This window comes from Pedobacter sp. UBA5917, from assembly GCF_002432345.1.
Lineage (GTDB): Bacteria > Bacteroidota > Bacteroidia > Sphingobacteriales > Sphingobacteriaceae > Pedobacter.
The window spans coordinates 1-3,106 of sequence record NZ_DJDT01000318.1 but is presented as its reverse complement, the minus strand read 5'-3'; the positions used below and the strand labels follow the sequence as shown (position 1 = coordinate 3,106).

Below are 3,106 nucleotides of genomic sequence, written 5' to 3'. Positions count from 1 at the left end.
TCTTAACTTCTTAATGGTCAATGATTGGTTAACCAACTATGGACTCAGGACTGCAGACTAAGGACTAAACCCTACGCTCCCATTTCCAAAATCTTATCAAACTCTTCTGCTTTAAGCGGCATTACCGACAAACGGCCCTGGCGTACCAACGAAATATCAACCAGGCTAGGTTCTGCTTTAATCTGCTCTAAAGAAACCGGGTTTTTAAGGCTTTCTACAGGCGATAAATCTACCACTACCCAATTTGCATCATCGGTAGTAGGATCCTGATAAAATTCCCTTACCACTTTGGCAATGCCCACTACATTCTTACCTTCGTTGCTGTGGTAAAACAACACCAGATCACCTTCTTTCATGGCTTTCAGGTTATTCCTTGCCTGATAATTACGCACACCATCCCAAAAGGTACGGCCATCCTGATTAAATTTTTCCCAACTGTATTTAAAAGGCTCTGATTTTACTAACCAATGATTCATTTATTTCTTTATTTAAAGGGCTTTAAAGGCATATGTTCAGTTCGATTTTCGGATTGGCGACAAAAGTGGCGACAAATACAAATGATGAAACAGTCAAAACAATCCAACCTGTACAAATTTGGGAAGATTATGAATTCTATTTAAGCATTCCGAAAATCTTCGGGTTCTAAATGAGCCTTATATTTACTATTATTATTTAGACTCCAAAACTACTAAATCTACGCGGATTAGGAAATATGTTGGGGTGATTGTACTGCGCCGTGTCTAATGCTACCTAATACACACGCCATTTGCTTTGCATTGTCATGGTTTTAATTTTGGCGAGGCGGACGGCTTCTGTTAGCCTTTTCTCTATCTTTATATAAAATTTGCCACTTTGTAGATAATTGAATAATTCTTAAACATTATTTCACATCTTTAAGTTTAAGCGTTTTTTTGATCATTTAGAAATGCTTAACGAGGTAAAAACGTTTCTAAATTGCACTATTATATAAGTGGAAATAAACAAGTGAGCAGTAATTAATGAGACAACTCTTCAGTATATTAATTTTAATTGTCTTGACTTCATGTCAAGGGAGCAACTCAAGCTTTGTTTTTGATCCCTCAGTTCCATATCCTCTCTTAAATACAGGTGATTTTTGGCTGGACAAATTTGATCAAAGAGGATTGCAGAATGCAATTATCTATCAGGACAAAATATACTGTAATACAAGTGATGTTAGAGGCGGCAACAATTTTCTTTATTGCTTAAACCCAAAGAATGGGCTTGTTAAATGGCGTGGAGGTGTTGACGCTTTTGCAAGCCAACCAGCATCATTTAAAAATGGTATGGTGATTTACTCTTCGTATCTAGGCAATATTTCTGCTTTTGATAAACAAGGAAAAGTTATTTGGAAAGCCAAATTCGATCATCCTTATGGAGGCCATTGGCTTGATACAATCAATTCAAAAATATTGGTGAAGACCGTTTATTGGAAGAGAGTTTCCGAATACAATGTAGAGTCGGGTAAACTTATTTCAGACAATGAAAACGACTCTTTAAAAAAACTGATTGAGAAGAATATGATAGATGAAAGACTTTTAGAAAAACATGAATATCAGTTCAAAAAAAATGGTAAAAAATATACCATTAAATGCAGACCATCGATATCTGATGAAATTGGTAACTACATAATCAAAATAGAATATAACTAACTAAAGTATCGGGTAGTTCCTATTATTGTTGATTTTGAAAACATCAAAATAAAAACGTCTAAAGTATTTATCCATTCTTTAAATAGAGAAATCGATATCTTTTTGATGTTCCATCTTAGCAGAAAATTAATATCTTGTAATCAAATTAACAATCATGCCTCATCAAGTTCCAAATAGCGTCGAAATAGTTGACAATCATCTAGATCTTTTTTTTGATGAAACCGAAGATATAGTTGTTTTTGATGAAATAGAATCTGAAACAATCCATAGGGATATTTACTTTATAAAAGCAACTGAAGACAGGCCATTTCACATTTTATTAAGTTGCGGCATGAGTGCCTTACCTATGACGGTTCCAGATGATGTTGCATCATCGAAATTTGCTGAAGTGATGATCCTGCTTCCTAAAGAATGGAACCTGGAATATGAATCTTTCAGTGACGAAGGCAACTACTGGCCAATCCGGTTGATGAAAGCGTTAATGCTGTTGCCTCATGAAAATAAAACCTGGCTAGGTTTCGGACATACTTTTGGGCACGAGGAGGATGAAGAATTTTCGGAAGGAGTCGGTTTTAGCTCCGTAATGCTGGCACGCTCAATGGAACTGTCGGAAGATTTTACAAAAATCAAACTTGATCATGAAACCGCTATCGACATTTTCACTTTAATTCCTTTATACAGAGAAGAACTGGAATTTAAGAAAAAAAATGGAGCGAATGATTTATTGGAACGGTTTGAAAAATTCGGAATTGAAGAAATTGTAAAGGTTGGAAGAAAAAACGTATGTGTGTAATATAATATTCGCAAAACCACATAGATGTAGCAATCCTCCTTTCCAATCCAACGCTAAATCATTATATTTAAAAAAACGATCTCATGAAAAAACAAATCATCCTGATGTTATCACTTTTAATTTTGATAACACTTGGCCAAAAGGCTAAAGCCCAAAACACTGTAAAAGTAACTACCGAAGCCGATACCACGGTTTATGACGAAAGAACCCTTTCTGGAGAGCATGTGTATAAAATACCCCAATTTCCGCTTAGCAATGAAGATTTTAATCATTTTCTCCATAACCATTACCAAGCCTCCAATGTGATCCAGAAAAACAGGCTTTATACCAAACTGAAAGTGGTAATGACGATCGAAAAAGATGGAAGTATTTCTAAATACGAGGCAACAGGAACAGGCACACAGGCCATGAGAAACGAAATCGTCAGAATTCTTAAACTCCTGCCGAAATATACTCCAGGCACAAGAGATGGACAACCTGCCAGGTTCAGGCTTTCTCAACCTTTCGAATTTAAATACGAATAAATATTATTCCGGTTAATGGCAGAAAGTTAACTAGAAAATGTAATGTTAGACTAATTAGCGATTCAATCATTCCATCACTCAATCATTCTACCACTCAATCATTCCATCATTCCATCATT

At 35.5% G+C, this 3,106-nt stretch carries 4 protein-coding genes; 3 read left to right on the top strand and 1 reads right to left on the bottom strand.

Features of this window, described 5'->3' with window-relative positions; translation table 11 throughout:
- Positions 1-71: 71 nt before the first annotated feature.
- Positions 72-476 (bottom strand): EVE domain-containing protein, encoded by a 405-nt coding sequence (locus tag B2V92_RS22365; RefSeq protein WP_293312300.1) that lies wholly within the window; start codon positions 474-476, stop codon positions 72-74.
- 522 nt (positions 477-998) lie between these two features.
- Between B2V92_RS22365 and B2V92_RS22360 the strand changes: the two genes are divergently transcribed.
- From B2V92_RS22360 to B2V92_RS22350, 3 genes are all read left to right on the top strand, one after another.
- Positions 999-1,670, top strand: coding sequence for a hypothetical protein (locus tag B2V92_RS22360; RefSeq protein WP_293312298.1), 672 nt, complete (start codon positions 999-1,001; stop codon positions 1,668-1,670).
- A gap of 154 nt (positions 1,671-1,824) precedes the next feature.
- A complete protein-coding gene (locus B2V92_RS22355; protein WP_293312296.1) occupies positions 1,825-2,463 on the top strand; it encodes a suppressor of fused domain protein in 639 nt (212 codons plus the stop codon).
- Between the two features lie 83 nt (positions 2,464-2,546).
- Entirely contained in the window at positions 2,547-2,987 is a 441-nt protein-coding gene (locus B2V92_RS22350; RefSeq protein ID WP_293312294.1) for an energy transducer TonB, read from the top strand.
- The last annotated feature ends 119 nt before the right edge of the window (positions 2,988-3,106 follow it).